General features: G+C 68.4%; 22 protein-coding genes and 2 pseudogenes. 2 read left to right on the forward strand and 22 right to left on the reverse strand.

Features of this window, described 5'->3' with window-relative positions; all coding sequences use genetic code 11:
- Both ACSMFO_RS37085 and ACSMFO_RS37090 read left to right on the forward strand, forming a co-directional pair.
- Positions 1-231, forward strand: a pseudogene (locus tag ACSMFO_RS37085) (PPE domain-containing protein); the annotation flags it as partial.
- Between the two features lie 27 nt (positions 232-258).
- Positions 259-1,011: an ESX secretion-associated protein EspG gene (locus tag ACSMFO_RS37090; RefSeq protein ID WP_436462182.1), complete on the forward strand. Its 753-nt coding sequence runs from the start codon at positions 259-261 to the stop codon at positions 1,009-1,011.
- Here ACSMFO_RS37090 and ACSMFO_RS37095 read toward each other — a convergent pair.
- The 22 genes and pseudogenes from ACSMFO_RS37095 to ACSMFO_RS37200 all read right to left on the reverse strand — a co-directional run bounded on the left by ACSMFO_RS37095 (position 964) and on the right by ACSMFO_RS37200 (position 24,091).
- A complete protein-coding gene (locus ACSMFO_RS37095; protein WP_436462183.1) occupies positions 964-1,233 on the reverse strand; it encodes a Scr1 family TA system antitoxin-like transcriptional regulator in 270 nt (89 codons plus the stop codon). The genes ACSMFO_RS37090 and ACSMFO_RS37095 overlap by 48 nt on opposite strands.
- 79 nt (positions 1,234-1,312) lie before the next feature.
- Positions 1,313-1,684, reverse strand: a pseudogene (locus ACSMFO_RS37100) (helix-turn-helix domain-containing protein); the annotation flags it as partial.
- Positions 1,681-2,466, reverse strand: coding sequence for an alpha/beta fold hydrolase (locus ACSMFO_RS37105; protein ID WP_436462184.1), 786 nt, complete (start codon positions 2,464-2,466; stop codon positions 1,681-1,683). The pseudogene ACSMFO_RS37100 and the gene ACSMFO_RS37105, both read right to left, overlap by 4 nt.
- Before the next feature lie 97 nt (positions 2,467-2,563).
- Positions 2,564-4,129: an NADH-quinone oxidoreductase subunit NuoN gene (nuoN, locus tag ACSMFO_RS37110; protein ID WP_038520052.1), complete on the reverse strand. Its 1,566-nt coding sequence runs from the start codon at positions 4,127-4,129 to the stop codon at positions 2,564-2,566.
- 3 nt (positions 4,130-4,132) lie between these two features.
- The gene (locus ACSMFO_RS37115) at positions 4,133-5,683 is read right to left on the reverse strand and encodes an NADH-quinone oxidoreductase subunit M (RefSeq protein WP_378414961.1); all 1,551 of its coding nucleotides are present in this window, start codon (positions 5,681-5,683) and stop codon (positions 4,133-4,135) included.
- Positions 5,683-7,581, reverse strand: a complete 1,899-nt coding sequence (gene nuoL / locus ACSMFO_RS37120; protein ID WP_436462185.1) for an NADH-quinone oxidoreductase subunit L — start codon at positions 7,579-7,581, stop codon at positions 5,683-5,685. The genes ACSMFO_RS37115 and nuoL overlap by 1 nt, the downstream gene beginning before the upstream one ends.
- A gap of 12 nt (positions 7,582-7,593) precedes the next feature.
- The gene (gene nuoK, locus ACSMFO_RS37125) at positions 7,594-7,893 is read right to left on the reverse strand and encodes an NADH-quinone oxidoreductase subunit NuoK (protein ID WP_005151882.1); all 300 of its coding nucleotides are present in this window, start codon (positions 7,891-7,893) and stop codon (positions 7,594-7,596) included.
- Positions 7,890-8,735 (reverse strand): NADH-quinone oxidoreductase subunit J, encoded by an 846-nt coding sequence (locus ACSMFO_RS37130; RefSeq protein WP_016330968.1) that lies wholly within the window; start codon positions 8,733-8,735, stop codon positions 7,890-7,892. The genes nuoK and ACSMFO_RS37130 overlap by 4 nt, the downstream gene beginning before the upstream one ends.
- Positions 8,732-9,274 (reverse strand): NADH-quinone oxidoreductase subunit NuoI, encoded by a 543-nt coding sequence (gene nuoI, locus ACSMFO_RS37135; RefSeq protein ID WP_436462186.1) that lies wholly within the window; start codon positions 9,272-9,274, stop codon positions 8,732-8,734. Before nuoI ends, ACSMFO_RS37130 begins: the two co-directional genes overlap by 4 nt.
- On the reverse strand, positions 9,261-10,598 hold the full coding sequence (nuoH, locus tag ACSMFO_RS37140; protein ID WP_436462187.1) for an NADH-quinone oxidoreductase subunit NuoH: 1,338 nt from the start codon (positions 10,596-10,598) through the stop codon (positions 9,261-9,263). The genes nuoI and nuoH overlap by 14 nt, the downstream gene beginning before the upstream one ends.
- Positions 10,595-13,081, reverse strand: coding sequence for an NADH-quinone oxidoreductase subunit G (locus ACSMFO_RS37145; protein ID WP_436462188.1), 2,487 nt, complete (start codon positions 13,079-13,081; stop codon positions 10,595-10,597). The genes nuoH and ACSMFO_RS37145 overlap by 4 nt, the downstream gene beginning before the upstream one ends.
- Positions 13,078-14,358, reverse strand: a complete 1,281-nt coding sequence (gene nuoF, locus ACSMFO_RS37150) for an NADH-quinone oxidoreductase subunit NuoF (protein WP_436462189.1) — start codon at positions 14,356-14,358, stop codon at positions 13,078-13,080. The genes ACSMFO_RS37145 and nuoF overlap by 4 nt, the downstream gene beginning before the upstream one ends.
- On the reverse strand, positions 14,358-15,230 hold the full coding sequence (nuoE, locus tag ACSMFO_RS37155) for an NADH-quinone oxidoreductase subunit NuoE (protein ID WP_436462190.1): 873 nt from the start codon (positions 15,228-15,230) through the stop codon (positions 14,358-14,360). Before nuoE ends, nuoF begins: the two co-directional genes overlap by 1 nt.
- Complete coding sequence (locus ACSMFO_RS37160) at positions 15,227-16,558, reverse strand: NADH-quinone oxidoreductase subunit D (protein WP_037332934.1); 1,332 nt, start codon at positions 16,556-16,558, stop codon at positions 15,227-15,229. Before ACSMFO_RS37160 ends, nuoE begins: the two co-directional genes overlap by 4 nt.
- Complete coding sequence (locus ACSMFO_RS37165) at positions 16,555-17,319, reverse strand: NADH-quinone oxidoreductase subunit C (RefSeq protein ID WP_038524549.1); 765 nt, start codon at positions 17,317-17,319, stop codon at positions 16,555-16,557. The genes ACSMFO_RS37160 and ACSMFO_RS37165 overlap by 4 nt, the downstream gene beginning before the upstream one ends.
- 5 nt (positions 17,320-17,324) lie before the next feature.
- Positions 17,325-17,873: a NuoB/complex I 20 kDa subunit family protein gene (locus ACSMFO_RS37170; RefSeq protein ID WP_005151847.1), complete on the reverse strand. Its 549-nt coding sequence runs from the start codon at positions 17,871-17,873 to the stop codon at positions 17,325-17,327.
- Between the two features lie 6 nt (positions 17,874-17,879).
- Complete coding sequence (locus ACSMFO_RS37175) at positions 17,880-18,287, reverse strand: NADH-quinone oxidoreductase subunit A (protein ID WP_038524552.1); 408 nt, start codon at positions 18,285-18,287, stop codon at positions 17,880-17,882.
- Between the two features lie 670 nt (positions 18,288-18,957).
- Entirely contained in the window at positions 18,958-20,244 is a 1,287-nt protein-coding gene (locus ACSMFO_RS37180; RefSeq protein ID WP_038520070.1) for a geranylgeranyl reductase family protein, read from the reverse strand.
- Complete coding sequence (locus ACSMFO_RS37185) at positions 20,241-20,945, reverse strand: class I SAM-dependent methyltransferase (RefSeq protein WP_350576140.1); 705 nt, start codon at positions 20,943-20,945, stop codon at positions 20,241-20,243. The genes ACSMFO_RS37180 and ACSMFO_RS37185 overlap by 4 nt, the downstream gene beginning before the upstream one ends.
- A gap of 69 nt (positions 20,946-21,014) precedes the next feature.
- On the reverse strand, positions 21,015-21,785 hold the full coding sequence (locus tag ACSMFO_RS37190; RefSeq protein ID WP_360085948.1) for an AfsR/SARP family transcriptional regulator: 771 nt from the start codon (positions 21,783-21,785) through the stop codon (positions 21,015-21,017).
- A 79-nt stretch (positions 21,786-21,864) separates the two neighbouring features.
- Positions 21,865-22,968: a glycosyltransferase family 4 protein gene (locus ACSMFO_RS37195; RefSeq protein ID WP_436462191.1), complete on the reverse strand. Its 1,104-nt coding sequence runs from the start codon at positions 22,966-22,968 to the stop codon at positions 21,865-21,867.
- Positions 22,969-22,972: 4 nt separating this feature from the next.
- Entirely contained in the window at positions 22,973-24,091 is a 1,119-nt protein-coding gene (locus ACSMFO_RS37200; protein ID WP_436462192.1) for a glycosyltransferase family 4 protein, read from the reverse strand.
- Positions 24,092-24,132 lie beyond the last annotated feature (41 nt).

Genomic DNA, 24,132 nt, shown 5'->3' on the forward strand with positions numbered 1-24,132 from the left:
ATGCCCGGCGAGGGCGTGGCCGGCCGCGGCACGGCGGGGGCGGCAGGCGCCGGCGGTCGTGGTGGGGCGAACGGCATGCCGATGGGAGCGGGCGCTGGGCGCGGCGGGAAGGGCGAGGAGGACAAGGAGAAGAAGGCTCCGGCGTACCTCCAGAACCCGGATCCCGACGAGACCTTCGGCGGCTATATCGAAAAACCGACCCCGCCGGTGATCGGCGAGAAGAAGAAGTAGCACCACAGTCCCAGGGGAGGGAGGCACGTGGTGCTCGCGCGCCCGGTCGAGATCACGCTCGACACACTGTTGACCGCGTTCCGTCACGCCAGATGCGGAGATCCGCATCTGATCTTCGCGGGCGGGCTGCGGTACATCCCGCCGTCGTCGCGAAACGGCGAAGACCGGGCGGCGTTCGAGGAGCTCGGAGGGCTCGGGTTCACCGAGGGCAAGCGGCTGACCAGCGACTTCGAAGACGTCCTGCACATACTCGACCGGCCGAACACCGAGTACTACGCGACGGTTCGCACGGAGACGGAGCAGTACAGCGTGCTCGTCGCCGTGCGCGGGCGCGCCGCGGTGACGGCGATCTGCGAAGGAAACCGGGTGTGGCTGAAAGGCGTGCGGACCTCCGACCGCGCGGCCGCGCTCGTGATGAACCTGCCCGAGTACCCGCCCGCGCGATTCTCCCCGTTCTCCTTGCCCCAGGACGATTTCAACGGCGACGGCGGCAACGACCTCTACGACGAGCCCACGTCTCGAAGCCGGGAGGCCCGGCAACTGGACGAAGTGTTCGAGCAGCCCTATTTCGGTGTCGGGTTCTTCGCCGCGGCCATGCGTCCTGACGGGGGAAGACGCACGGAGGCCACAGACGACCTGACCTATCTCGACCTCGACGCCGGCCGGGTGGCCATGCACGTGAGCGGTTCTCCCCGGAACCGGTACATCACCGTCCTCCCCGGCGAACCCACGTTACTGGCGCAAAAGCTCGCCGCGCTGCGAGCGAGCCTCGACCACTGACTCGATCAGACGCACCGACCGGGCGGGATCCAGCGCGACAGCGTCCACAGTGGACTGGACATAGGGTGCGACATCGCAGCGCCGGTGCAGGAACAGCCCGGTTCCCCGGTGTTTCAAGTGGACCAGCGGCCGCGCGGGACCGAATTCCAGCAGAACGTAGTCGCCGCCGGGATACGCTCCGGCGGCGAAGGGGATGACCCGGAGTTCGACCGTAAGCGGCAAGTCTCTTCTGGCCCAGCACCGCGAAAGAAGAGTTCGTAGCCCTCGCGTAGGCAGGCGTTCGGAGCGGCTCGGGGACCAGCGTGGTCCCGAAAGCGACGATCTTGGTGGCCTCCTTTCCATACTGTGCAAGCGTTTCCCGCTGGACGGCCAAGTCGGCGAACCACCAGGGGCCGCTGTCGCGGGCCAACGAGAGCAAAGCCTCCCGACGCTCCCCCGTGACTTGATAGACCGCAAGCAACGCCGAAACTTCTTCGGCGGACGCCGCGCGCAGGCCGGTTTCGATCCGGCTGATCGTCGACTGGGACCACGCCAGTTTGTCGGCCACCTCGGTCGCGGCCAGCCTGGCGGCCTTCCGTGCTACTCGCAGTGCCTCGGCGAGCGCTCTCGCCTGGGGTGTGGGCTTCGGCTTCGGCATCGCGAGCAACCTGCCCGGTGCGCCCTGGCAAGTCATCCCCCGAGGCGGGCGACCTCACGAACTGCCCCGGAGATGGCAGGAAAGTCCTTCTTCAGCAGCGCCCCGTGGTTGCTCTCGACCTTCGCGCTCACCTTGATGTTCGGGTTCCGGGCGGTCACGGCGTCGAGCCCGGCGCGGATCTGTTCCTGCTCATCCGCCTTGCTGCCGAACGAGGTTCCCGACGCGACCACGTACCGCATCGGCACCTTCACCCGGTCGAGCACCGGGCCCAGCTCCGCTTCCCGCGAGAGCTTGCCGAGTTCGATGTTGCTCTCCGCCTGCTGGGCAGCACTCATCCGCGGCGTCAGACCGGTCGGGCGCAGCAGCGGCATGACCAGGTTCAGTCGCTTGAACAGCTTGCGGATCCGCTGTTCCATGGCGTCGTCCAGCCAGTCGTAGGGGAACGCGCCGTCGACGAGCACCGCGCCGATGGTCCGCTCCGGATTCCGGGCGGCCCAGTGCGCGGCTACGACCGCGCCGTAGGACCAGCCCACCACGACGGCCCGCTCCACTCCGCGGGCCGCAAGGACGGCGTCGACGTCGCGGACTGCGGCCTCGAAGGAGTAGTCGGCCGAACGCCGCGATTTGCCGCGGGCGCGCTCGTCGTAGGTGATGTGGCGGAAGTCCGTTCCCAGGTCGGCGAGGATCCGGCGCCAGTAGCCCTGGGTCGCGAACTGGCCGTTGAGATAAACGATGGGGATGCCGGGGCCGCCGGTGTCCGTGACGGCCAGCGCGGTGTCTTCGACGGGGAGCATTCCGGTCCAGGAAGAGGAAGTCATGAGGGAACTATCGAGGTCCGGCCTGACACCGCTCTGACGTCGCCCTGACACGAAAAAGCCCCCTCACGACAGCGAGGGGGCCTTTCGCGAAACGGGACTACTTGAGGGCGAACCCGCCGGAGCCCGCCCAGTCGAGGGCGAAAGCCGGGAGCAACCCCAGCACCAGCGTGACGATGACGCCGAGCGTGATCGCCGTGGTGGTGAACGCGCCGGGCACGGTGACGGTCGGGCCGTCGGGCGCCGGCTCGGAGAAGTACATCAGCACGATCACCCGCAGGTAGAAGAACGCGGCGACGGCGCTGAAGATCAGGGCGACGACGACCAGCGGCGCCATCCCGTCTGACAGGGCCGCCGAGAACACCACGAACTTGCCGACGAAGCCACTGGTCAGCGGGATACCGGCCAGCGCCAGCAGCAGGAACGTGAACACACCCGCCAGTACCGGAGACCGCTTCGCCAGGCCTGCCCAGGCGGACAGGTGCGTCGCCTCGCCGTTCGCGTCCCGCACCAACGAGACGACACCGAACGCGGCGAGCGTGGTGAAGCCGTAGGCCAGCAGGTAGAACAGCGTGCTCGACAGGCCTTCCTCGGTCATCGCGATGGCACCGACGAGCAGGAAGCCGGCGTGCGCGATGGACGAGTAGGCGATCATGCGCTTCACGTCGGTCTGCGTCAGGCCGAGCACCGCGCCGATCAGCATCGAGATGATCGCGACGGCCCAGAGCACGCCGCGCCATTCCCAGCTGGTCGACTCGAACGCCACCTGGAACACCCGCAGGATCCCGCCGAACGCGGCGACCTTGGTGCAGGCACCCATGAACGCGGTGACCGGCGTCGGCGCACCCTGGTAGACGTCCGGGGTCCAGGTGTGGAACGGGCCAACGGAACCCTTGAACAGCAGGCCGACCGCGAGCAGCCCGAGCCCGGCGAACAGCAGCGTGTCCGACCGGTCCGAACCGGCGGCGGCGTTGGCGATGTCCGACAGTTTCACGGAGTTCGCGTAGCCGTAGAGCAGCGCGAGACCGTAGAGGAAGAACGCCGACGAGAAAGCGCCGAGCAGGAAGTACTTGACCGCGGATTCCTGCGAGAGCAGGCGACGGCGACGGGCCAGACCGCACATGAGGTACAGCGGCAGGCTCAGCACTTCGAGCGCGATGAACATGGTGAGCAGGTCGTTGGCCGCGACGAACGCCATCATGCCGCCGAGCGCGAACAGCGTCAGCGGGAAGACCTCGGTCTGCATGCCGGTGGTGCCGACCTGCGCGCGGTCCTGGACCGTGCCGGGGCGGATACCGGCCTGCGCGACGAACGCGCCACCCGGCTCGACCGAGCGGTCGGCGATCAGCAGCAGCGCACCCAGCGCGAGCGCCAGCAGCGTGCCCCACAGGAACAGCGACGGCCGATCGACGGCGATGGCGCCGCTGAAGGTCGTGACGCCGCCCTTCGGCGCGGAAGTGCTGGCGTACCAGGCGAGGAAGACGCCCGCCGCCCCGATCCCGACCAGGGACAGGAAGACCTGCGACGGCCACCGCATGTGCTTGGGCAAGAAGGCTTCGAGCAGCACGCTGACACACGCGGCCCCGAGGATGATCAGGATCGGCGTGACGGCGAAGTAGTCGATCGACGGCACCTGCACCGGTGGCGCCTGAGTCAAGAAGAGCACGGTTTACTTGCCTCCCTGCACGGACGACATCGTCGCCTGCACCGACGGGGTGATCGTGTCGAGCACCGGCTTGGGATAGAACCCGAGCGCGATGATCAGCACGACCATCGGCGCCAGGATCGCGATCTCCCGGCCGCCGAGGTCCTTGATGGCTTTCGTGGCACCGAGTTCGGGAGCCATGGCCGTGCCAGGGCCACCACCGGCGCCGATCAGGGCGTCGCCGCGGACGGGGCCCTGCATGACGCGCTGGTAGAGCCAGAGCACGTAAGCCGCGGCCAGCACCATGCCGACCGTCGCGATGATCGTGTACACCGGGTAGTCCACAAAGGACCCCAGCAGCACCAGGAACTCACTGATGAAGGAGTTCGTGCCGGGCAGGGACAAAGTGGACAGACCGGCGATGAGCAGCATCCCGCCGAGCAGCGGGGTCACCTTCGCCATGCCGCCGTAATCGGAGATCCTGGTGGATCCGCCGCGCATCACGATCAGGCCGACGACCACGATCAGCATGCCGGTGGCGAGGCTGTGGTTCAGCATGTACGACACCGAGCCGACCATCGCCTGCTCGTTGAAGGTGAAGATGCCCAGTGCGATGAAGCCGAAGTGGGCGATCGACACGTACGCGATGAAGCGCTTCATGTCGCGCTGCCCGGCCGCGAGGATCGATCCATAAAGGACACCCGCGACGGCGAGCACCAGCACCCATGGCGCGAGTTCCTTGCTGGCGTCGGGGAACATCGGGAGGCAGTAGCGCAGGAACCCGAACGTGCCGACCTTGTCCAGCACGCCGACCAGCAGCACCGCGACGCCGATGGGCGCCTGTCCCGCGGCGTCCGGCAGCCAGGTGTGGAACGGCACCAAAGGGGCCTTGATCGCGAACGCGAGGAAGAACCCGAGGAACAGCCAGATCTGCGTGCCCAGCGGGGCGTCGCGGACGACCGTGACGAGGGTTTCCCAGTCGAAGCTGCCCTTGCCGAGCTTGTCCGACGCGAGCGAGTACGCCCCGATCGCCGAGGCCAGCATGATCAGGCCGCCGAGGAACGAGTACAGGAAGAACTTGACCGCCGCGTACTGCCGGTTCGCGCCGCCGTAGCCGCCGATCAGGAAGTACATCGGGATCAGCATGATCTCGAACAGCACGTAGAACAGGAAGACGTCGGTCGCGGCGAACACCGCGATGGTCAGCGCCTCCTGCACCAGGATCAGCGACAGGAACCCGCCCGCCGAGCGCCCGGCCGGGAGCTTGTCGGTCAGGCCCAGCGCGCCGACCACGATCGGCACCAGCAGGCCGATGACCGCGATCATCACCAGCGCGATGCCGTCGATGCCGAACGAGATGTGGATGCCGAAGTTCGGGATCCAGTCCATCGAGGACTTCTGCTGGATGCGGTCCCCCGAAGGCGCGTAGCTCGCCCACATCGGGATCACCAGCAGGAACGTCAGGAGCGACACCACGAGCGCGGTGAGCGTCGCCAGCCTGTCGTTCTTCTTCATCCCCGCGACGACCGCGGCGCCGACCAGCGGCAGCAGGATGGTTGCGAGTACCCAGGTCATCAGGAGAACCTCACCAGCAGGAGTGCCGCCAGAAGCAGGAATGTGCCGCCCAGCATGGACAGTGCGTACGAGCGGACGAAGCCGGTCTGCAGGCGGCGCAGGCGCCCGGATCCGCCGCCGAGCGCGGCGGCGATCCCGTTGACCGCGCCGTCGACGCCGCGGTTGTCCACGTAGACCAGCGCCCTGGCGAGCCAGGTGCCCGGGCGGGCGACCAGCGTCTCGTTCAGGGTGTTGCCGTACAGGTCGTTGCGCGCGGCCTTGACCACGGCCGAGACCCGCTCGGGGCGTTCCACCGGAACGTCCTTGCGGCCGACGAAGAACCACGCCGCCACCGCGCCGAGCACCGACAGCGCCACGGTGAGGATCGGGACCAACGCGTGCGGGATGACACTGTGGCCACCCTCTTCGAGCGGGCCGACCACCGGTGAGAGCCATTCGGCGAACCGGTCTCCGAGGGCGAAGAACGCACCGGCGCCGACCGAGCCGACGGCCAGGATGATCATCGGCCACTTCATCACCGCGGGCGACTCGTGCGGGTGGAAGTCGCGGCCGTCGCTGGACTTGATCTCCTTCCAGCGTTCCTTGCCGAAGAAGGTCATCACCATCAGGCGGGTCATGTAGAACGCGGTGAGCCCTGCGCCGAGCAGTGCCGCGCCGCCCATCACCCAGCCACGCCAGCCGCCCTGCGACAGCGCCGCTTCGATGATCGCGTCCTTGGTGAAGAAGCCCGAGAGCGGCGGGATGCCGATCAGCGCCAGGTAGCCGAGGGCGAAGGTCCAGAAGGTGACCGGCAGATGCTTGCGCAGCCCGCCGAACTTCCGCATGTCGACCTCGTCGTTCATGGCGTGCATGACCGAACCGGCCCCGAGGAACAGCCCGGCCTTGAAGAAACCGTGCGCGACCAGGTGCATGATGCCGAGCGCGTAGGCGATCGGCCCGAGGCCGACGGCGAGCATCATGTAACCGATTTGGCTGACCGTGGAGTACGCCAGGACCTTCTTGATGTCGTCGTAGGCGCAACCGATGACGCACCCGATCAGCAGCGTGACCGTGCCGACGAGGGTGACGATCAGGCGGCCGTCCGCGGTGGCGTTGAAGATCTCGTGCGCGCGGGCGACCAGGTAGACGCCGGCGGTGACCATCGTCGCCGCGTGGATGAGGGCCGAGACCGGGGTCGGGCCCTCCATCGCGTCGGGAAGCCAGGCCTGCAGCGGGAACTGGCCGGACTTACCGCAGGCGCCCAGCAGCAGGAGGATCGCGATCGCGGTGACCGCGCCGGTCGGGATCTGGCCGACGGCGCCGAACACCTCGGCGTAACCGGTGCTCCCGACGTACTTGAACATCAGGAAGATCGCCAGCGCGAGCCCGACGTCACCGACGCGGTTCATCAGGAACGCCTTCTTCGCGGCGGTGGCCGCGGACGGGCGGTCCTGGTACCAGCCGATGAGCAGGTACGACGCGAGACCCACGCCTTCCCAGCCGAGGTACAGCGTCACGAAGCTGTTGCCCAGCACCAGGATCAGCATCGAGGCGACGAACAGGTTGAGGTACGCGAAGAACCTCGACCGATCGCGGTCCTCGGACATGTAGCCGATCGAGTAGAAGTGGATCAGCATGCCGACGCCGGTGATCAGCAGCACGAACGTCAGCGACAGCGCGTCGATCCGCAGCCCGAAGTCGACCTGCAGCGCCGAAACCGGGATCCACGAGAACAGCTTGACGTCGGCGGTGGCCTTCGTGTCGGCCGTGAAGAACAGGATCAGGCCGTACACAAAGGACAGTGAGACGGTCGCGCTGCCGAGGAGGTGTCCCCAGCCCCTGGCCCGCTTACCCGCCAGCAAGAGAATAAGGGCGCCGAGAGCCGGGAAGGCCACCAGCAGCCACGATGATGCGGTCACTCTCGGTGCTCCCTAGTACTTCAGCAGGTTGGTGTCGTCGACCGAGGCCGAGCGCCGGGTGCGGAAGATCGCCATGATGATCGCGAGCCCCACCACGACCTCGGCGGCGGCGACGACCATCACGAAGAACGCCATCACCTGGCCGTCCAGCGACCCGTTGATCCGGGCGAACGTGACCAGGGACAGGTTCGCCGCGTTCAGCATCAGCTCGATGCACATGAACACGACGATCGCGTTGCGGCGCACCAGCACCCCGACCGCGCCGATGGCGAACAGCAGCGCGGACAGGAGCAGGTAGTACGTCGGGGTCATTCCTTCTCCCCTTCAGACTTGCCGACGAGAGCGTGGGCGTCGGGGCCTTCGTCGGTCCCGGCGACCTGCTTCCGTTCGGTTTCCAGCTGTGCGGCCGAAGTCGACTCGATGATCTCCGAGAGCGACTCCCTGGCGATCGAGCCGTCGGGCAGCAGCGCCGGAGTGGCGACCGAGTTGGCCGTGGCGAACACACCCGGGCCGGGCAGCGGCGAAGGCCGGTCGTGCTTGCCGGTGAACCGGTCGACGACGAGTTCCTTCTGGTTCTTCTTGCCGCCCTTGGCGTGCCGATCGGTGAACGCGAGCACCATCGCGCCGAGCGCGGCGGTGATCAGCAGCGCCGAGGTGAGCTCGAACGGGAACAGGTACTTGGTGAAGATCAGCCGCCCCAGCCCGCCGGGGCCGCCACCGTCGAGGTTCGCCGGATCGCGCGGCAGCGCCGGGGTGACGTTGGCCAGCGCGCGGGCGAGCCCCGCGGCGAGCAGCCCGCCGACACCGATGCCGAGCAGGGTCGCCATGACCCGCTGCCCACGCAGCACTTCGACGACCGAGTCGGAACTCTCGCGGCCGACCAGCATCAGCACGAACAGGAACAGCATCATGATCGCGCCGGTGTAGACGATGATCTGCGTGAAGCCGAGGAACGGCGCCTGCTGGATCATGTACAGCGCGCCGAGGCACAGCATCGTGAGGACCAGCCACAGCGCCGAGTGCACGGCGTTGCGGGAGAAGATCATGCCGAGCCCGCCGAGCAGCGCGAGCGGGCCGAGCACCCAGAACGCGATGGTCTCGCCGGTGGTGATCCCGGCCGAAACGTCCGTCTGCGCGAGGAAAGCCGTGATCACTTGACGGCCTCCGTGCTCTCAGCGGGCTTAGGGCGCGCGAGTTCCGGGCCGTTGACGTAGTAGTCCTGCTCGTTGTCGCCCAGCCGCATCGGGTGCGGCGGCTGCTCCATACCGGGCAGCAGCGGCGCGAGGAGGTCTTCCTTGGTGTAGATCAACCGCTGCCGGTCGTCGTCGGCCAGCTCGTAGAAGTTGATCATCGTCAGGGACCGGGTCGGGCAGGCCTCGACGCACAACCCGCAGCCGATGCAGCGCAGGTAGTTGATCTGGTAGTCGGCGCCGTACCGCTCACCGGGCGAGTAGCGCGCCTCTTCGGTGTTGTCGCCGCCTTCGACGAAGATCGCGTCCGCCGGGCAGGCCCACGCGCACAGCTCGCAGCCGACGCATTTCTCCAGCCCGTCCGGATGCCGGTTGAGCTGGTGCCTGCCGTGGTAACGCGGAGCGGCGGGGGCGCCTGCCTCCGGGTACTCCTCGGTGGCGACCTTCTTGAACATCATCCCGAAGGTGACACCGAAACCCTTGATGGGATCAAACATCCCCATCGCCGGCCTCCCTTCCACTGGAAACCGCCGCGGGCTTGCGCTTGGCAGCCCGGGCTTCGGCCTTCGCGAGGGCCTTCTGACGCGGAGTCTTGTCCGGAACCTGCAGGTCGAGCGGCGGCACCGGGAACCCGCCACCGGTCACCGGGACGTAGTCGTCGTCCGGGACCTTCTTGTCCGGCAGCAGCAGGCTCAGGATGACGACGACGAGGATGAGCGCGCCGCCGCCGATGAGGATCTGCGGGGTGGACAGGCCACCCGAGTTCTTGATCGCGCGGACCGTGACGATCACGACGATCCAGACCAGGTTGACCGGCACCAGGACCTTCCAGCCCAGCCGCATGAACTGGTCGTACCGCAGCCGCGGCAGCGTGCCGCGCAGCCAGATGAAGCCGAACAGCAGGATGAACAGCTTGGCGGCGAACCAGATCAGCGGAAGCCAGCCCTGGTTCAGCGCGTGGTCCGCGCCGACGAACGGGAACTTCCAGCCGCCGAGGAACAACGTGGTCGCGAACGCCGAGACGATCACCATGTTGACGTACTCGGCGAGGAAGAACATCGCGAACTTCATCGAGCTGTACTCGGTGTGGAAACCGCCGACCAGCTCGGATTCGGCCTCGGGGAGGTCGAACGGCGCGCGGTTGGTCTCACCGACCATGGAGATCAGGTAGATCACGAAGCTCGGCAGCAGCAGGTAGAAGTACCAGCCGCTCTGCTGCGACTCGACGATCGCCGACGTCGACATCGAACCCGCGTAGAGGATGACGCCGACGATGGAGAGACCCATCGCGATCTCGTAGGAGATCACCTGAGCCGCGCTGCGCAGACCGCCGAGCAGCGGGTACGGCGAGCCGGACGACCAGCCGGCCAGCACCAGGCCGTACACACCGATCGAGGAGCAGGCCAGGATCACCAGCACGCCGACCGGCAGGTCGACCAGCTGGAGCACGGTCCGCTCACCGAAGATCGAGACCACCGGGCCGAACGGGATCGCCGCCAGCGCGATCAGCGCGGGTACCGCGGAGATCACCGGCGCGAGGAAGTACACCTTGCGGTCGGCGGTGTCCGGGATGATCTGTTCCTTGAACGGCAGCTTGATCGCGTCCGCGAGGGACTGCAGGTAGCCGCCGGGGCCGACCCGGTTGGGGCCCGGACGGTTCTGCATCCGGCCGACCGCTTTCCGCTCCCAGACGATCAGGAAGATCGTCAGGATCGGGCCGATCAGCAGGATGACGACCGTCTTGAGCAGGACCAGCCACAACGGGTCGTCCGCCAGCAGCGCCGCCCGCTCGGCGGCGTCCGGCATCTGGCTGAGCAACGGAGTCACTTCTCACCTCCGGTGAGGGTGACGGCCGAACCGTGCCCCGCGCTCAGGGAAGCGCGGACGGCCGAGCCGTCGGAGTTGCCCGGGAGCCATACGACGCCGTCCGGCAGGTCGGCGACCTCGATCGGCAACGTGATGGAACCGCGTTCGGTGGAGACCTTGACGCTGCCGCCCAGGCCTTCGGCGGTCTTCGCCGAGAGCTTGGCGACGACCTCGCGCTGCGTGCCCTTGAGGTGCGGCTCGCCGTCCTGCAGCGAACCGTTGTCGATCAGCTGCCGCCAGGTGGCGAGGAGGACCTGGCCGTTCTTGGGCTCCGGACGTGCGATGAAAGCGTCCTTCATTGCGAAATCTGCAATGAAGGAGTCCTTCATCTCACGGGCAGGCAGCTTGGCCAGATCGGCGGCGGAAGCGGCCGGGGTCTGCGTGAAGATGTCCGCGTCCATCTCGACGGCGAGCGTGTCGAGCACCCGGCAGTCCGGCAGGGCGCCGGTGCCTTCGAGGGTGACGGCGAACTCGCGGCGGCGGCCTTCCCAGTTCAGGTAGCTGCCCGCCTTCTCGACCGCCGGGGCGATCGGGAGGACGACGTTCGCGTGCTCGGTGACCCCGCTGTGCCGCAGTTCCAGGCTCACCACGAACTTCGCGTTCTCGAGCGCGCGACGGGCCAGGTCCGGATCCGGCAGGTCGTCCGGGTCGACGCCGCCGACCAGCAGGCCGTCGATGTCCTGACCCGAAGCGGCCTTGAGGATGGCGGTGGTGTCACGGCCCTCCGTGGCGGGAAGCGTGACGCCCCAAGCCTTTTCGACCTCGGCACGAGCCTCTGCGTCGGCGACCGGACGGCCACCGGGCAGCAGCGTCGGCGCCGCGCCCGCCGCCAGGGCACCGCGTTCACCCGCACGACGCGGGATCCACGCGAGCCGGGCGCCGGTGCGCTCCACCAGCCGGTGCAGGGCCGAGAAGAGACCCGGGACCTCGGCGGCACGTTCGCCGACGAGGATCACCGCCCCCTCCGAGGCCAGTGCCTGGTCGACGTCCTGCGCGTGCTGCGCGATGCCGTCGATCGCGGCGGCCTCGGCACCCGGCGCGCAGGCCAGCAGTTCGCCGAAGGTCTTGCGGACCGACGAGGTGGTCCACTGTCCCAAGTGGACTACGCGGGTGCGGTTCTTGCGGGCCGCCTTGCGCAGCCGCAGGAACACGATCGGCGCTTCGTCCTCCGGCTCGAACGCGACGCACAGCACCGTGCGCGCCCGCTCGATCTCGCCGAAGGTGACTCCGCTTTCCGGCGTCGTCCCGACCACGTGCGACGCGAGGAAGCCCAGCTCCTCGGCCGAGTGCGGGCGGGCGCGGAAGTCGATGTCGTTGGTGCCCAAGGCGATCCGCGCGAACTTCGAGTACGCGTAGGCGTCCTCGACAGTCAACCTGCCACCGGTCAGCACCGCGGCGCCCTTGCCGTCGCGTGCCTTGGCCAGCCCTTCGGCGGCCGCGCGCAGCGCGTCGGTCCAGGAAGCCTCTTCCAGCACGCCGTCGGCGTTGCGGACCAGCGGACGCCGGATGCGGTCATCGGCGGTGGCGTAACGGAACGCGAAGCGGCCCTTGTCGCAGAGCCACTCTTCGTTGACCTCGGGGTCGTCGCCCGCGAGCTTCCGCATGACCTTGCCGCGGCGGAAGTCGGTCCGCTCGGCGCAGCCGGACGAGCAGTGCTCGCACACGCTCGGCGCGGACACCAGGTCGAACGGCCGCGAACGGAACCGGTACGCGGCCGACGTCAGCGCGCCGACCGGGCAGATCTGGATGACGTTGCCGGAGAAGTACGACTGGAACGGCTGGCCCGACGTCGTCCGGGAGGCCAGGTCCAGCACGTCGGCGGTCTCCGCGGTACCGATCTGCTGGTGGGCACCGCGTTCGAGCAGCTCGATGAACGGGTCGCCGGCGATCTCGCGGGAGAACCGGGTGCAGCGCTGGCAGAGCACGCACCGCTCGCGGTCCAGCAGGACCTGCGAGGAGATCGGCAGCGGCTTCGCGAACGTCCGCTTCGTGTCGACGAAGCGGGAGTCCGCGCGGCCGTGCGCGAGCGCCTGGTTCTGCAGTGGGCATTCGCCGCCCTTGTCGCAGATCGGGCAGTCCAGCGGGTGGTTGATGAGCAGCAGCTCCATCACACCCTGCTGGGCCTTGTCCGCGACGGCGGAGGTCAGCTGGGTCTTCACGACCATACCGTCGGCGACCGTCATGGTGCACGAGGCCTGCGGCTTCGGCATCGGACGGCCGCCCATTTCGACCTCGACCAGGCACTGGCGGCAGGCGCCGGCCGGGTCGAGCAGCGGGTGGTCGCAGAAGCGCGGGATGACCGTGCCGAGCCGTTCGGCGGTGCGGATCAGCAGCTCGCCCTTGGGCGCGATGACCTCTTCACCGTCGATGACCAGCTTGACGTGGCCCTCGGGGACCGGAGTGTCCTCTGTGGACGTCCCGGGCTTGTCGGGTGCGATCGTCATGCCTGCGCCCCCACCAATTCGCGCTTGTTTGCTTGACACAAAGCCAGGAATTCATCCCGGAAGTACTTGATACCGCTCTGGATCGGCGAGACCGCGCCGTCGCCGAGGGCGCAGAACGAGCGGCCGAGGATGTTGTCGCAGACGTCGAGCAGGGTGTCGATGTCCTCCTTGGTGCCCTTGCCCTCGACCATGCGCTCCAGGATCTGCGCCAGCCAGTACGTGCCCTCGCGGCACGGCGTGCACTTGCCGCAGGACTCGTGCTCGTAGAACTGCGTCCACTTCATCACGGCCCACGGCACGGAAACGGTCTCGTTGAAGACCTGCACGGCCGTCGTGCCCAGCATCGACCCGGCTTCCGCCGCGCCTTCGAAGTCCAGCGGAACATCGAGGTGCTCGGCGGTGAACATCGGCGTGGACGAACCACCCGGCGTCCAGAACTTCAGCGGGATGCCGTCCTTCATGCCGCCCGCCATGTCCAGCAGCTCGCGCAGCGTGGTGCCGAGCGGGCATTCGTACTGGCCGGGCTTCTCGACGTGGCCGGAGATCGAGTAGATCTTCGGGCCTGGCGACTTCTCGCGGCCCATCTCGCGGAACCAGCTCGAACCGCCGTTGACGATGTACGGCGCGCTGGCGATGGTCTCGACGTTGTTCACCGTGGTCGGCGCGGCGTAGAGGCCCGCGGCGGCCGGGAACGGCGGCTTGAGCCTCGGCTGGCCGCGACGGCCTTCGAGCGAGTCCAGCAGCGCCGTCTCCTCGCCGCAGATGTACGCCCCGGCGCCCGCGTGCACGGTGATGTCGAGGTCGAATCCGGAGTCGAGGATGTTCTCGCCCAGGTAGCCCGCCTCGTACGCCTCGCGCACGGCCGCGTTGAGGCGGCGGATGCAGTGCAGCGCCTCGCCGCGGACGTAGATGAAGCAGTGGTGCGAACGCATCGCGTACGAGGCGATGATGCAGCCCTCGATCAGCGAGTGCGGGTCCGCCATCATCAGCGGGATGTCCTTGCAGGTGCCCGGCTCGCCCTCGTCGGCGTTGATGACGAGGTAGTGCGGCTTGTCCTCGTTCGGCGGCATGAAGGACCACTTGATGCCGGCCGGGAAGCCCGCGCCGCCACGGCCGCGGAGGCCGGAGTCCTTGACCAGCTGGACGATCTGCTCGGGAGTGGCCTTGAGCGCCTTGCGGATCGCGGTGTAGCCCTCGAGGGCTTCGTAGGACTGGATCGTCCAAGAGTTGGGCGAAAGCCAGCGCTTCGTGAGGACCGGAGTGATGGGATCGGCCATTACTTCTTCTCCACTTCGGGGAGCGGAACGTCCTTCATCGCGGGCGCGGTCCAGCCGCGGTCCTGCGCGACCTGCGCGCCCCGCAGGGTTTCGACGGCCTGCGAAGGACCGTCGACGTCCGTGCGGTACTGCTGCACGTCCTCCGGGAAGAACCCGGCGAGCTGCAGTTCGGCGCCCTTGAAGTTCGTCAGCGGCGCGCCGCGCGTCGGGGCAGGCTTCTTGCCCGCCTGCAACGCGTCGACCAGCGCGACGGCCTTGTCCTCGGTCTGGTTGTCGAAGTACTCGTAGTTGACCTGGATGACCGGGGCGAGGTCACAGGCCGCGAGACATTCGGCGTGCTCCAGCGTGATCGAGCCGGGCTCGTTCGGCGTGCCCGCGGTCTCGTTGTGCCCCAATGGCTTCTCGTCGGAGCCGAGGTGCGTCTGGAGCTTCTTGTAGATCGCGTCGCCGCCCATGGCCGCGCACAGCGTGTTGGTGCAGACGCTCACCAGGTGCTCGCCGCACGGGCGGCGCTTGTACATGGTGTAGAACGTCGCGACCGCGCTGACCTCGGCGTCGGAGAGGTCCAGGTTCTGCGCGCAGAAGGCGATGCCCTCCTGGCTCACGTAACCCTGCACCGACTGCACCAGGTGCAGCATCGGCAGCAGCGCCGACCGCGACTGCGGGTACCGCGCGATCAGGTTCTGGGCCTTCGCGTAGGTGTCGGCGTCGAAGATGTCTTCGAGCTTCGCGTTTTCCAGGATCCCTTCCGCCTCGGCGGGATCCGGCGCGATCGCGATCACGTCGACGTCGCCACCGGCGGCGATGTGGGTCTGCTCGGCCAGGCTGGTGCCGGGCTCGGGCGTGGGTGTCGTTTCGGGCTGGGTGCTCAACGGTCCACTCCCCCCATGACGGGGTCGATCGAGGCGATGGCGGCGATCACGTCCGCCACGAGGCCGCCTTCGGCCATCGCGGGCATCGACTGCAGGTTCACGAAGCTCGGTTCGCGCACGTGGACCCGCAGCGGCCTGGTGCCGCCGTCGGAGACCAGGTGCACGCCGAGTTCGCCGCGCGGCGACTCCACGGAGGTGTAGGTCTGGCCCGGCGGGACCTTGAAGCCCTCGGTGACCAGCTTGAAGTGATGGATCAGCGATTCCATCGACTGGCCCATGATCTTGCGGACGTGCTCGAGCGAGTTGCCCATGCCGTCGCTGCCGATCGACAGCTGCGCCGGCCAGGCGACCTTCTTGTCCTCGACCATGACCGGGCCCGGCTCGAGCTTCTTGAGGCACTGCTTGATGATCCGCAGGCTCTGGTGCATCTCCTCGACACGCAGCAGGTAGCGCGCCCAGCAGTCCGCCTCGGTGGAGGTCGGGATGTCGAACTCGAACTCCTCGTAGCGGGAGTACGGCTCGGTCTTGCGCATGTCCCACGGGAGACCCGCGCTGCGCAGCACCGGGCCGGTGACACCGAGCGCGAGGCACGCGTCGACCGGCAGGTACCCGACGCCCTTGAGCCGGTTGCGCCAGATCGGCTGACCGGTGAAGAGCTTGTCGTACAAGGGAAGCCGCTCGTCCATCGTCTTGACGAACGCGCTGACCACCTCGTGGTAGTCGGCGGGCATGTCCTGCGCGAGACCGCCGGGGCGGATGAACGCGTGGTTCATCCGGAGACCGGTGAGGTGCTCCAGCAGGTGCAGGACCTCTTCACGCTCACGGAAACCGAGCGTCATCGCCGTGGTGGCACCGAGTTCCATCCCGCCGGTGGCGATGTAGACCAGGTGGGAACCGATGCGGTTGATCTCCAGCAGCATCACGCGCAGCAGTTCGGCGCGGCGCGGGGCCTGGATGCCGAGCAGCTTCTCGACGCCGAGGCAGTACGCCATCTCCGTCGAGAGCGGGGCGAGGTAGTCCATGCGCGTCACGAAGGTGACGCCCTGGGTCCACGTGCGGTACTCGCAGTTCTTCTCGATCCCGGTGTGCAGGTAGCCGATGACCGAGCGGAGCTGGGTGACGGTCTCGCCCTCCATCTCCAGCACGAGCCGGAGCACGCCGTGCGTCGACGGGTGCTGCGGGCCCATGTTGATGACCATGCGCTCGTCGTGGCGGGAGTCCTCGATGAGGTCTTCCCAGTCACCGCCGGAAACGGTGTAGACGCGGCCTTCGGTCGTGTCGCGGGAGTCGGCTTCGGGAACTTCCGCCTCTTGGAATTCGGTGCTCACGAGTACGACCTCCGCTGGTCCGGCGGCGGGATCTCCGCGCCCTTGTATTCGACCGGGATCCCGCCGAGCGGGTAGTCCTTGCGCTGGGGGTGACCGTCCCAGTCGTCCGGCATGAGGATGCGGGTCAGCGCCGGGTGCCCGTCGTAGACGATGCCGAACATGTCCCAGGTCTCCCGCTCCTGCCAGTCGGCCGTCGGGTAGACCCCGACCAGCGACGGGACGTGCGGGTCTTCGATGTCGAGGGTGACCTCGAGCCGGATACGGCGCCGGTAGGTCATCGACGTGAAGTGGTAGACCGAGTGCAGCCGCTGCGGGACGTCGACGCCGTAGTCCACACCGGACACCGAGCTGAGCAGTTCGAAGCGGAGACCGGCGTCGTCGCGCAGGACCTTGGCGATCTCGACGAGGTGCTCGCGGGAGACGTAGAAGGTGATCTCGCCGCGGTCGACCGTGGTCTGCTGGATCGCGTTCGCCGGGATCTTGTTGTCCGCCAAGGCCGCGTAGAACTCGTCGGCGAACTCGTCGAACCAGCCGCCGTACGGGCGCTCCGCCGGGGGCGGGCTGTACGCGGGGAGACGGACGCCGCCGTAACCGGAGGTGTCACCGGTGCCGCGGACACCGAACATGCCCTGGCGCTCTTTACCGGTGACGACCGGCTCGGCCGGGCGGGTGCCCTGCGGCTCAAGACCGCCTTCGGGCCGGTCGGCGCTGGACTGCTCGCCGCCGGTTTCCGGGGTTTCGGGGGAGTTTTCTTCGGGCACGTCGCTCACTTCTTCGCGTACTTGATCGAGGAGGCGATCAGCTCGGTGCGCTCACCGCTGGCGGCGCGGATCGCGGCCCGGCGGGCGTTGATCGGCTCGTCCTGGATCTTGGCGTGCAGCTTCAAAATCGCGTCGAGCAGCATCTCGGGGCGCGGCGGGCAGCCGGGGAGGTACATGTCGACCGGGACGATGTGGTCGACGCCCTGCACCACGGCGTAGTTGTTGAACATGCCGCCGGACGAGGCGCAGACGCCCATCGCCAGCACCCACTTGGGCTCGGCCATCTGGTCGTAGATCTGGCGGAGCACCGGCGCCATCTTCTGCGTGACGCGGCCGGCGACGATCATCAGATCGGCCTGGCGCGGCGTCGCGCTGAAGCGCTCCATGCCGAAGCGGGCGATGTCGTAGCGGGAACCGCCGACGGTCATCATCTCGATCGCGCAGCAGGCGAGACCGAAGGTGGCGGGCCACATGGAGTTCTTGCGGGCCCAGTTCACCAGGCCTTCGAGGCTGGCCAGGAGGATGCCGTTGGGGAGTTTTTCTTCGAGGCCCATGCTTCTCTAGTTCCAATCCAGGCCGCCGCGACGCCACACGTAGGCGTACGCGAAACCGACCGTCGCGATGAACAGCACGATCTCCACCAGGCCGAACATGCCCAGCGCGTCCGCGGAGACCGCGAACGGGTAGAGGAAGACCATCTCGATGTCGAACAGGATGAACAGCATCGCGGTGATGTAGTACGCGACCGGCATCCGGCCGCCGCCGACGACCGGCTGCGGCGACGGTTCGATACCGCATTCGTAGGCCGCGAGCTTCGCCTTGTTGGCCCGGCTCGGGCCGACGAGCGGGCCGAGCAGCACCGAAAGCACCGCGAATCCGAGAGCGAGGACGAACAAGAGGACCAGGGGGAGGTACATGTCCAGGTTCGGCACCGAAGGGGTGCTCGCCTGGGACAGCACGGGCAACATCAGCACGGGGTTTTCGCCATCCTTTCCGCGCCGCTGCGGTTTTCGAGTCGGGGTTCACCGCTTCCCTCGGTCGGCACCCTAAGTCACCTGGGTCACACCGCCGAGGGTTAGGCAACCCTTACGGGCCGTGCATGACGGCCCCCTTGCTTGTGAAATAGTTCACAAGCCTCCCGTCGAGGATGTGAAGCGATTCACAAAGCATGGGGCGAGTGTAGGACGTGACTCACATTCTTGTCCCTAGGCCCCGTGCTATAAGGCTGCCCTAACTTGGCCGCACGGCCAGTACGGTTTCGTCGCCCGTGCGGTACCGGTGACCTGCGACGTCGTTCTCAAGATCGGCTTCAGAGGGCTGTTTGACCACATTTGTCCTGTGACCGATACCACTGCGCGGAGTACCCGTGACTGGTCCAGACGTGTGGAACCAGGGCAATTAGTCGACTGCTTGCGGCCGCTTCCGAAGCGCTCGGTGGGACGTCGGACGGGACGTTGTGAAAGCCACTTTCGCAACGCTGAAGGTTGCGAAAGTGGCTTTCACAACCCTCTGAGCAGGGCCGGGTTGCCCATGAGCGGTCCGGACGTGTGGTGGCGGCCGTGGCACACAGCATTTCGTCCTCTGAGTGCGGTGGTTCGAAGGGCGAACTACCGCAGTCAGAGGACGAAATGCGGGGCGTCAGCGCGGGGAGGGGGTGGCGCGCGCCAGAGCGGCGATCAGGCGGTCGACGCCGTCCCCGCCCTTGGCGTCGTAGCAACCCGAAAGTCCCTTGTAGACCAACGGAAGGATCGAGTTGATCCGCAGTCCGTACTTCGTCGCCGCGTGCATGACCTTCGGCTTCCCGATCAGCTTCGCGAACACGTTGCCGAGCCGGTAGTAGCCGCCCATCAGCTCCGCGACGGCGCGCGGGTAGCCCTCCAGCGCCCGCTCACGCGAAGGTCCTTCGCGCCGCGCCAGCGCCTGCACGACGAACTCCGACGCCAGCTGCGCGGACTCCATCGCGGCCGAGATGCCCTCGCCGTTGAACGGGCTGACCATGCCGCCGGCGTCGCCGAGCAGCAACAGACCGTCGCGGTAGTGCGGGGTGCGGTTGAAGCCCATCGGGAGACCGGCGCCGCCGACCTTGCCGATGGCGTTCTCCTCGCGGTAGCCCCATTCCTCGGGCGTCCCGTCGAGCCACTGACGCAGCAGCGCGCGGTAGTCGGTGCTGCGGAACGCGGCCGACGTCGACAGCATGCCGAGGCCGACGTTCACCGTGCCGTCGCCGAGCGGGAACGCCCAGCCATAGCCGGGCAGCAGCTTCGGGTCGCGCGGGTCCGAGCGGTCCCACAGCTCCAGGTGGCCCTCGATGAACGGGTCGTCGTGACGCGGGCTCTTGTAGTACTGCCGCACCGCGACGCCCATCGGGCGCTTCTCGTTCTTCTGGATGCCGACGCTCAGCGCGAGCCGCGCGGAGACGCCGTCGCAGGCCAGCACCAGCGGAGCGCGGTAGCTCACCGGCGTCTTCTCCGGGCCGACCTTCGCCTCGACGCCGATCACGCGACCGGCCGGGCTGGTGATGGCACCGGTGACGGTGGTGCGCTCGTAGAGCCGCGCGCCCGCCTTCACCGCGGTCTTCGCGAGCAGGTCGTCGAAGTCCTGGCGGGTCCGCGAAACGCCGTACGGCGGGTAGCTCGTCAGGTCCGGCCAGTCCAGTTCCAGCGTGAGCTCGCCGGTGAGGATCCGCAGGCCGCGGCTGTGCACCCAGCCCGCGTCCTCGCTGGTGTCGATCCCCAGGTCGATGAGCTGCTTGACACCGCGCGGGGTCAGGCCGTCGCCGCACACCTTCTCGCGCGGGAACTCGGTCTTCTCCAGCAGCAGCACGTCGACGCCCGCGCGGGCGAGGTACGTGGCGGCGGTGGAGCCGGCCGGTCCGGCACCGACGACGATGACCTCGGCGTCGTGGTCTGCGTTGCGACGTGTCATGGCCGCGAGTTTACGGAGGGCTTTTTGGCGCGGTGGATGGCGACGACGCCGAACGTGAGGTTCAGCCACTCCACCTCGGTCCACCCGGCGCTCGCGATGATCTCGCCCAGCGTCCGCTGATCCGGCCACGCCAGCATGGATTCGGCCAGGTAGGAGTAGGCCTCGGGGTTCGACGAGGTCCTGGCGCCGACCCAGGTGAGCAGCTTCGCGATGAACTTCCGGTGCAGGAACCGGATCGGCGGGAATGTGGGCGTCGACACCTCGCAGATCACCAGACGGCCGCCCGGTTTGACCACCCGCGCGATCTCGGTGAGCGCGGCCTTGGTGTCGACGAAGTTCCGCAGCGCGAGCGAGATGGTCACCGCGTCGAAGCTGCCGTCGGCGAACGGCAGCTTCATCGCGTCGGCGGCCACCATGGGGACGCCGCGATGCTTGCCCGCCTTGAGCATGCCGACCGAGAAGTCCGCCGCGAGGCACCACGCGCCGTTGCGCGCGTACTCGACGGTGGACACGCCGGTGCCCGCCGCGAGGTCCAGCACCTTCTCCCCGCGTTTGGCGTCCAGCACCCGGCCGGTGATGGTGCGCCAGCGGCGGTCGAAGCCGAAGGTCATGAACGAATTCGCGCGGTCGTAGCCGTCCGCGACGTCGTCGAACATGGCGGCGACTTCGTGCGGATCCTTGTCAAGACTCGCTCGGGACATACCCCGCACACTACTTCGCTCACGCTGAGGGATCGCGGCCAAGCGGGAGCAAAGCGACAGCCCGTAGGTTCACCTGGCCCGGTGAAGCAACGCCGGGGCACGGTGCGCACCGGCCCCCGCGACCTCGCCGGCGAGGATCCTCCGCTCCAGCAACCGCAGTTCCGGCCCCGGTTCGAGGCCGAGCTGATCGACCGAGATCCGGCGCGCACGCCGGTACGCCGCCAGCGCGTCGGACGTGCGCCCGGCTCGCCACAGAGCGTCCATCAGGAGGTACTGGGCACGCTGCCGCAAGGGGTGCCGCCGCACCAGATCGGCCAGCTCGACGGCCGCGCTCGCGTGCCGTCCGAGGTCGAGTTCCGCCTGGTAGAGCTCTTCGAGCAGGACCAAACGGTGCTCCGAAAGCCGCATCGTCTCGTCCGAGAGCAGGGGGACGTCCAGGCCCTCGTACGGCGCTCCGTGCCAGTGTGTGAGGGCCTGCCGGATCAGCGAGGCGCGCTGCGCGGAGTCCGCGGTCTTCAGCGCCTGGCCCGCCAGCGTCTCGAAGGTCTCGACGTCGAGTTCGCCGGGGTGGACCTCCAGCCGGTAGCCGCCGTTGTCGAAGGCGAGCCGGTCGCCCTCGGGCAGGGCCTGCCGCAGCTTGTGGACGTGCCAGTGCAGCTTCGGCACCGCCCGCGGCTCCCACTTGCTGTCCCACAGCGCCTCGGTGAGCACGTTCACCGGGACGAAGGTGTTCGCCCGGACCAGCAGCACGCCGAGGAGCGTTCTCCGCATCCGGCCGTGCAGCGGGACCGACCCCGAACCGGAAGAGATGCTGAACGTTCCCAGTACTTCGAACCTCACGTGCCGTCCTCTCGCTCGATGGCGTGAGGGGACGATGAATGCCGGTTGTACAAAGAAGATACAAATGATCTTGCGGTGATCAAGTGTGCGCGGAGAGCATTCCCCGCACCGCCCGTGGCCAGGCGAATTCCTCCGCGCGAGCCCGCGCCGCCGCACGCCGTGCGTCCTCCGGGCTCTCCAGTAGTCCGGTGACGGCACCCGCGAACGCGGGGGCGCGATCGTCGACGGCCTCGCCGCAGCCGGGCCGCACGATCTCCCGCAGCGCCGACGACGCCGACACCACCACCGGCGTGCCCGAAGCGAGCGCCTCCAGCGCGGCCAGCCCGAACGTCTCGTGTGGACCGGGCGCGAGGGAGACGTCGGCGCTGGCCAGCAGCCGCGCGACGTCGCCACGTCCGGAAAGGAAGCCGAGGAAGGTCACCGGAAGCCCGCGCGCCCGCCGCTCCAGCGCACGCCGCCGAGGGCCGTCACCGGCGATTACCAGCCGTACGCGGTGCCCCGCCTCGGTGAGCTCGGCGACGGTGTCCACACTGCGCTCGACGTGCTTCTCCGGCGACAGGCGTCCACAGTGGACGATCAGCGCGTCGGCGTTCCCGGTCAGCGTGTGCCGCCAGCCGTCGTCGCGCCGGGCCGGGGTGAAGGTCGCGAGGTCGACGCCGAGCGGGACGCGCCGCACGTTCGGCGCGGCGATCCGGTCGAACTCCGCGCGGGCGAACGCCGTCGTGCAGACCACCGTGTCGTAGTGCCGCGCCATCCGCCGGTTCGCGACGTCCGCGACGCGCCGCGCGACGGGTTCGGGCATCAGGAACTGCTCCAGCAGCCGGTCGAGGCGCTCGTGCGAGATCACCATGCTGGGCACGCCGTTGCGCCGCGCCCAGACACCCATGCCTCGCAGGGTGAGCCTGTCGGACACTTCCAGCCTGTCCGGCTCCAGGCGTTTCAGCACCGCGCGCACCCGATGCGGATCGACCGCGCGATAGCCGCCGGTACCGGGGATCTGTGGCGCGGGAAGGGAAAACCGGCGCACGCCCGAGGGCAACGTCTCGTCCGCGTAGCGCTGCCCGGGCACCACGAGGGTCACCTGATGGCCGCTGGCCACATAACCGGCGCCGAGGTGATGCAGCGCCGTCCGCAGCCCGCCCGAGCGTGGTCCGTAGAAGTTGGCCAGCTGGACGATGTGCATTTGATCAGGCCGCGCGAGCGACTTTGCCTTGGACGGCTTCGTAGTGGCCGACCAGTTCGTGGCAGACCGCGGGCCAGGTCCGGCCGAGTACGACCTTGCGCGCCTTCTCCCCCAGCCTGGCCCGGAGTGCTTCGTCGCGCAGGTCGTTCACCTTGTCCACCAGCGCCGCCGCGAATCCGGCGCGGTCGGCGGGCAGCAGATAGCCGGTGCGTCCGGGCAGGACCAGATCCTTCGGCCCGCCCGCGTCCGGGGCGAGCACGGGGAGCCCGGACGCCATCGCCTCTTGGATGGCCTGACAGAACGTCTCGTGCGGTCCTGTGTGGACGAAGACGTCGAGGCTCGCGTACGCGGCGGAAAGTTCCTCGCCGTACCGGGCGCCGAGGAACGCCGCGCCCGGGATGCGTTCGCGCAGCATCGGCAACTCCGGCCCGTCACCGACGACGACCACGCGGATCCCGTCGATCCCGGCGAGCGCGGTCAGCCGCTCGACCTCCTTCTCGGGCGCGAGCCTGCCGACGAAACCGACCAGCAGTTCGCCGTTCGGCGCCAGTTCGGCGCGCAACGCCGGATCGGCGTGAACCGGCGAGAACCGCTCGATGTCGACGCCGCGCGCCCAGCGGTGCACCCGCGGGATCCCGTGCAGTTTCAGCTGTTCCACCGAATCCGTCGACGGCGCGAGCGTGCGGTCGGCCCGCGAGTGCAGGCGGCGCACCCATCGCCAGGCGGCGCGGGCGGCGATGCCGAAGCCGTACGCGGCGGCGAAACCGGCGATGTCGGTCTGGTACACCGCGACGCACGGCACGCGCAGCCGCCTGGCCGCGGCGAGCCCTCGCGCGCCGACCACGAACGGCGACGCCAGATGCACCACGTCGGGCCCGAAATCGGCGAGCGCGGTGAGCACCGTCCTGGTCGGCACGCCGACCGGGAGGGAGTTCACGCCGGGGAAGTCGAGGGCGGGAATTCGCACGACCGGGGCGCCGAGGTACTCGACGGGGCCCGGCCCCGGGGCGATGATCAGCACGTCGTGCGCGCGGCCGCGGAGGTGTTCCACGACGCGGAGCACGGAGTTGGTCACGCCGTTCACCTGGGGCAGGAAACTTTCGGTGACTATCGCGACTCGCACGCGGATCACTGTCGCATCCGGTTGTGACGGCCACGCCAACA

It is taken from the genome of Amycolatopsis sp. w19, assembly GCF_051373225.1.
GTDB classification, from domain to species: domain Bacteria; phylum Actinomycetota; class Actinomycetes; order Mycobacteriales; family Pseudonocardiaceae; genus Amycolatopsis; species Amycolatopsis japonica.